Source organism: Candidatus Frankia alpina (assembly GCF_902806485.1).
GTDB classification, from domain to species: Bacteria; Actinomycetota; Actinomycetes; order Frankiales; family Frankiaceae; genus Frankia; species Frankia alpina.
Genome location: NZ_CADCWT010000294.1, coordinates 1 through 5,188 on the forward strand (window position 1 = coordinate 1; position 5,188 = coordinate 5,188).

Annotated in this window: 5 protein-coding genes and 2 pseudogenes; 4 read left to right on the forward strand and 3 right to left on the reverse strand. The window is 75.9% G+C overall.

What is annotated here, in order from left to right:
• A partial coding sequence (locus G6R25_RS21145) for an enoyl-CoA hydratase/isomerase family protein (RefSeq protein ID WP_419469396.1) occupies nt 1-1,195 on the forward strand: 1,195 nt, incomplete at its 5' end.
• Nucleotides 1,196-1,209: 14 nt separating this feature from the next.
• On the opposite strand, the gene G6R25_RS28140 is transcribed toward G6R25_RS21145, so the two are convergent.
• Nucleotides 1,210-2,886, reverse strand: a complete 1,677-nt coding sequence (locus tag G6R25_RS28140) for an AAA domain-containing protein (RefSeq protein ID WP_235949328.1) — start codon at nt 2,884-2,886, stop codon at nt 1,210-1,212.
• Between the two features lie 16 nt (nt 2,887-2,902).
• Between G6R25_RS28140 and G6R25_RS28145 the strand changes: the two genes are divergently transcribed.
• The 3 genes from G6R25_RS28145 to G6R25_RS29135 are packed head-to-tail and all read left to right on the forward strand — an operon-like array spanning nt 2,903 to nt 4,273.
• Nucleotides 2,903-3,175: a hypothetical protein gene (locus G6R25_RS28145; protein ID WP_235949331.1), complete on the forward strand. Its 273-nt coding sequence runs from the start codon at nt 2,903-2,905 to the stop codon at nt 3,173-3,175.
• Nucleotides 3,176-3,232: 57 nt separating this feature from the next.
• On the forward strand, nt 3,233-4,123 hold the full coding sequence (locus tag G6R25_RS28150) for a hypothetical protein (RefSeq protein WP_235949333.1): 891 nt from the start codon (nt 3,233-3,235) through the stop codon (nt 4,121-4,123).
• A 15-nt stretch (nt 4,124-4,138) separates the two neighbouring features.
• Nucleotides 4,139-4,273 (forward strand): hypothetical protein, encoded by a 135-nt coding sequence (locus G6R25_RS29135; RefSeq protein WP_268904196.1) that lies wholly within the window; start codon nt 4,139-4,141, stop codon nt 4,271-4,273.
• Between the two features lie 78 nt (nt 4,274-4,351).
• On the opposite strand, the pseudogene G6R25_RS29915 reads toward G6R25_RS29135, so the two are convergent.
• Together G6R25_RS29915 and G6R25_RS28155 are read right to left on the reverse strand one after the other, a co-directional pair.
• A pseudogene (locus G6R25_RS29915) lies at nt 4,352-4,426 on the reverse strand (hypothetical protein); the annotation flags it as partial.
• Nucleotides 4,423-5,188: pseudogene (locus G6R25_RS28155) on the reverse strand (hypothetical protein); the annotation flags it as partial. The pseudogenes G6R25_RS29915 and G6R25_RS28155, both read right to left, overlap by 4 nt.

The window sequence follows — 5,188 nt, forward strand, 5'->3', positions numbered from 1 at the left end:
TTCTTCAGATGTGAACACTTCTGTGCCCGGACCGGCCGCTGAGCCGGTCACCTCCGACCCGCTCGCCGGACTGGACGGCGTGGGTGGTCGGCGGGTCGTCGACCCCGAGGCGGTGCTCGCGGATCTGCAGGCCGATCCGGAGGCCTTCAGCCCGCTCGGTGAACGGCCCATCCTGGTCGTCGACGCGGCCTCCCCGGCGGCGATCAAGGTCGGCGAACGCGGCCGCCGGCTGCCCTGCGTGTGCGTGGCGGTGGCCGAGGATCTGCGGTGGGTCCCTGACGGCGTCGCCACCGCCGGGTTCGACATCCTGCTCACCGACGAGCCGGGGGCGCCGCAGCCGTGGGTGACCGCGCCGGACGGGGTCGACGCCGCGATGGATGCCCTGGCCGCCGCGGTTGCCGCGAATCCCTTCGCCGCGACCGCCCTCGTGCAGTTGCTGCGCGTGAGTACCAGGATCGACGTGCGTGATGCTGTCGTCGCCGAGTCTTTTGCCTACTCGGCGTTGCAGGCCGGCCCGGAGTTCGCCGGCTGGCTGGCCAGGTGGCGCGCCCGGCGCAGCGCGCGCGCCGCCGGCGGGGCGACGGATCCGACGGCCCCCGCGACCGCGACCGCGACCGGGGCGGCGCCTGCCGTCCTCGTCGAGCGGGACGGGGCGGTGCTCACGGTGATCCTCAACCGTCCGGGGGTCCACAACGCGGTGAGTATCAGCCTGCGCGACGGGTTGGTGGCCGCTTTCGGGCTCGCCGCCGCCGACAGCGAGCTCGCCGAGATCCGGCTGGCTGGCACGGGTCCGTCGTTCTCCAGCGGTGGCGACCTGACCGAGTTCGGCACGATGCTCGACCCGGTCGGTGCGCACGCCGTGCGGACCACCCGCAGCATTCCGCTGGGCCTGCTGGCCACCGGGCTGCCGGTGACCGCCTACGTCCACGGGCTCTGCATCGGCGCGGGAGCGGAGCTGCCCGCGTTCTGCGGACGGGTCGCCGCCGCCCACGACGCCTCCTTCCGACTCCCGGAGGTGGCGATGGGGCTGGTCCCCGGCGCCGGGGGGACTGCGAGCATCCCACGGCGAATCGGCCCGCAGCGGGCCGCCTACCTGATCCTCAGCGGGCTTCCCATCGACGCCGAGCTGGCGCTGGCCTGGGGGCTCGTCGACGAGATCGCCCCGCGGGCGGGCATGCCCGGGGCGGGCCGCTGACCGGACGACAACGATCAGACGCCCACGTCCGGGCGGATGTCGAGTTCGGCGAGCCGGCGCCACAGGCCGTCGAGCGTGCGGGTGGGATGGCGGTAGAACTCCGAGCCGCGGATGCGGATGAACGTCCAGCCGAGCCGTTCCAGGATCCGCTGGCGGCGCAGGTCCGCCTCCCACTGGTCGGGGCCGTGGAACCGGTCGCCGTCGCATTCGACGGCGAGGCGGGGGCCGCGGACGCGCGCGGCACCCGCGTCGGGCACCGGCGGGCGGGGTGCTCCTTCGACGACGAGGTCGATGCGGTAGCGGCCGACGGGGTGCTGGGGGCGGACCCGATAGCCGCGGCCGAGGATTTGGCGCAGGACTGCGCGTTCGAACTCGCTCTCGCAGCGGTCGGCGAGCCGGCCCGCGGCCTGCGGGGTCGCACCGGCGTAGGTGTATTCGATGAGCTGGCGGCGGATGTCGTCCTCGCGCAGCGTCGCCGGGTCGACGGTGTGGAACACCCACATCTGGTTGCGGGCGCGGCTCGCGGCGACGTTGACCCGCTGCAGGTCGCGGCGGCGGGTGGCGGCGGAACGGTTGTCGTCGGCGACGACGGAGACGAACACGACGTCGCGCTCGTCGCCCTGGAACTGGTACGGGTCGCCGACGCGCAGCGCCCGCCGGGAGAACTCCCGCTCGCCGAGCCGTTCGACCAGGGCGTGTTCGATGAGCCGGGGCTGCCCGGCGCCGAGCAGGGTGACCACGCCCATCGTCATCCCGTCGTAGGCGGGGTCGGCGCAGCAGGCGACGACCTGCTCGACGATCGCCCGTGCCTCCGCCGGGTTGGCGTCGCCGAAGCGGGTCTGCGCCCGGGCGCCGTCGGTGACGCGGACCGGGCGCAGCGCGGCGCCGATCGCGAGCTCCGGGTCCTCCCGCAGCGGCAGGATCTGATGGTCATAGAAGCGGTTGGAGAACCCGATGATGTCGGGCAGGCAGCGGAAGTGCTCCTTGAGCACCACGGTCCGCGGGAACACCCTGGCGGCGGTGTCGTAGAGGCTCGCCTCCACGTCGAGCAGGGACCGCTGGGCCACGTCGGGCAGGTGGGCGTCGATCAGCGCCCCGACCCGGGCCCGGTCGATTCCGACGGCCTCCGGGCTCGTCTGGGCGTCGTCGCCGACGACCACGGCGCGCCGGCCCAGGCTGAGCACGCCGAGGGAGAGGATGTCGCACTGGCTGGACTCGTCGACGATGACGACGTCGAAGAGGTCGTCGGATCCCGGGTCGAAGCTCTCCATCACCCGATACGTCAGCATGATCCACACGGGCACGGCGCCCATCGCGGCGCGCATGTGCGTGCGGGCCTGTGCCCGCCAGTGCGGGGCGTACTTCCCGGTGCCCTTCCCCAACCGGTCGAGGGCCTGCACCCAGCCGGTGAGCGCGCGGCGCTGCGGATCCCCGAGCCGGGTCGCGAGCCCGAGGCGGGCGGCGCGGCGCGCGGTGTCGAGCACGAGCCGGCGGGCCTGCTCGGAGGCGTCGCCGAGCTGGCGGCCGAGCAGCGCGAGGTCGCCGTCGGCGTGCAGGTCGTCGAGCCAGGTCTGCGCCTGCCGCCAGCGCCACGCCGCCGCGGCCCGCGCCGGGTCGCCGCCGGCCACGGCGGCCGCGTCGCCGGAGCGGTCGAGGATGGCGTCGGCCCACAGCGGGGCGACCGCACGCAACCGCTCCGACAGGCGTGTGCGCGCGGCCGCGCGCCAGCCGGGCGGCCTCGCCGAGCAGCGCATCCCAGGCGGCGAGGTCGCGCCGCGTCAGCGCCTGCTGCAGCTCGCCCCACAGCCGGCCGGCCCGCGGGCCGCGGGCGCCCTGCTCGAGGGTCCGCGTGAGCGCGGCGAGCCGCTCGGTGACCTCCTGCTCGCGGCGGCGGCCGGCCGCGGCGGCGAGCAGGTCGGCCAGCCGGGACAGCGCGGCCGGATCACTGCCGTCATCGACGCCGGGCGCGACGGCGCGTAGCCGCGCGGCGAGCTCCGGGCGGGCCCGACGCTCCCAGTCGACGGCGTCGGCGAGGTCTTGGGCGGCCGCGTCGAGCCGGGTCAGGACGTCGAGTGCACCCGCCTGCACGGGTTCGCCGCCGAGGGCGGCGGCGATCGCGCCCTGGCGAGACACCGTGGCGGCGAGGGCCTGGCGGCGGCGCACCTCGGCTTCGGCGACGGCCACGTCGTCCGCGGTGTGCGGGACGAGCCCGTCGACGCGGACCGCGTCGCGCAGCTCCCGCAGCTCCCGCAGCTCCCGCCCGCCGAGCCGCGGCACCCAGCGCCCGGCGGCGTAACGCTCGCGCAGCTCCCCGAGCAGGCGCAGGTGCACCCGCGGGTCGCCGTCGGGCACCTCGACCGGGTGGCCGAAAGTCCGCGCGGTGAGCCCGCGCAGCTGCGTGACCTCGGCCGCCAGCTCCGAGGCCTGCGTGGCCCAGAACTCGGCCTGCGCGTCGGAGTCGGGGCACTGCGCCCGGGCGGCGGCGAGCCAGCCGACCGAAAGCCGCCGCGCCCGCTCCGCGCCGCCGCGGGCGTCGTCCACCAGCGCCTGCGCCGCGGCGTCGCCGAGGGCGTCGAGCGCGGTGACCGACAGGCCCGCCAGCTCCAGGTCGGCGAGGCCGTCACGGACCTCGTCGAGCTCGGCGTGCAGCCGTGCCAGGGCGACCGCGGCCGGCAGCGCGGCGGCGTCGGGCTGCTCCTGGGCGAGCGCGCGGGCGTCGGCGGGGCTGATCTCGCGCGCTGTGCGGTAGAGCAGCGCCAGCTCCGCCGGGTCCAGCGGCAGCGCCCAGGTCGGGTCGAGCCGGTCGGGGATGAACGACAGCTCGCCGTCCCGCTCGGCGAGCCACGCCGCCACCGCCGGGGCCCGTTCCCGCCCGTGCGGCAGCTCGAACTCGCGGGCCTGGGCCGCCAGCAGGTCGATTATGCGTAGTTCGAGGGTGCGGGCATGGGCGCGGGCCGCGTCGAGCTCCTCGGCGAGTGCCTTCACGGCCGCCGTCTCCCGCGCGGGGTCGACGTCGCTGAGCGCCCCGGAGATCTCCACCACGGCGGCGCGCAGCTCGTCGAGGTCCGCGCGGCTTGACCCCAGCACGGCGACGCTCAGGTCGCGCAGCACTCCGAGCGCCTGCTCGTCCTGCGCGGTGACGAGCACGCGCTGCCCGTGCGCGACGAGATGGCAGATCAGGTTCGCGATGGTGTGGCTCTTGCCGGTGCCCGGCGGGCCCTGCACGGTCACGCCGCGGGAGACGGCGAGCTGGCCGGGCGATCCGCTCCTGGTCGGCGTTGGTCGCCAGCGGCATGAGCAGCCGCTCGCCCAGGCCGCCGGATGCGTCGACACCGAATCCCGGCGCCGCGCCCGGACCGCCGCGGTCCCAGCGTCCCGGACCGGACGGTGGCACCGGCGGCGGTGCCGGCGAGCGCCTCGGCGACGAGTGCCTCCTCGGCGACCACGGACGCGATCGCCTCGGGAATGACGTCGCGTTCGGTGAGGGCGGTGCGCAGGTCGGCGTAGAACTGCGCCTGCAGGGCGGGCCGCGGCCGCGCGTACAGCGCCCAGGTGTCGACGAGGACGGGCGCCGCGCCGGGCGACGGCAGGCCCGGCCCCTCGACGAGGCGGGCGTCCAGCCCGAGCGGCGCGATGACCTGGCGGAACACCTCCGCGCGGCCGGGCGCGTCCCACGGGTCCACCGGCGCGCCGCGCAGCCGGTCGCGCAGGGCGGAGAGCGCGTCGAGGCCGGGCAGCCCGAGGCCGTGCAACGGCTCGGTCTCCAGGCTCGTCGGCCCGTCGGGATGCAGGCGGATAACACCGGAGTCGGGGTCGAGCGTCGCCACCATCCGGGTGACGAGCAGCGGATGGCTGATCACGGCGTCGCCGACCCGCCAGCACAGCACGCCGTGCCCCCACACGAGCTCGGTGGTGGCGTCGTCGCGCTGCAGGGCTAGCCCGAGTTTCCATCGATCTTGGTCTCTTCCAAGCCTTTTCGTAGGTGAGAGAAAA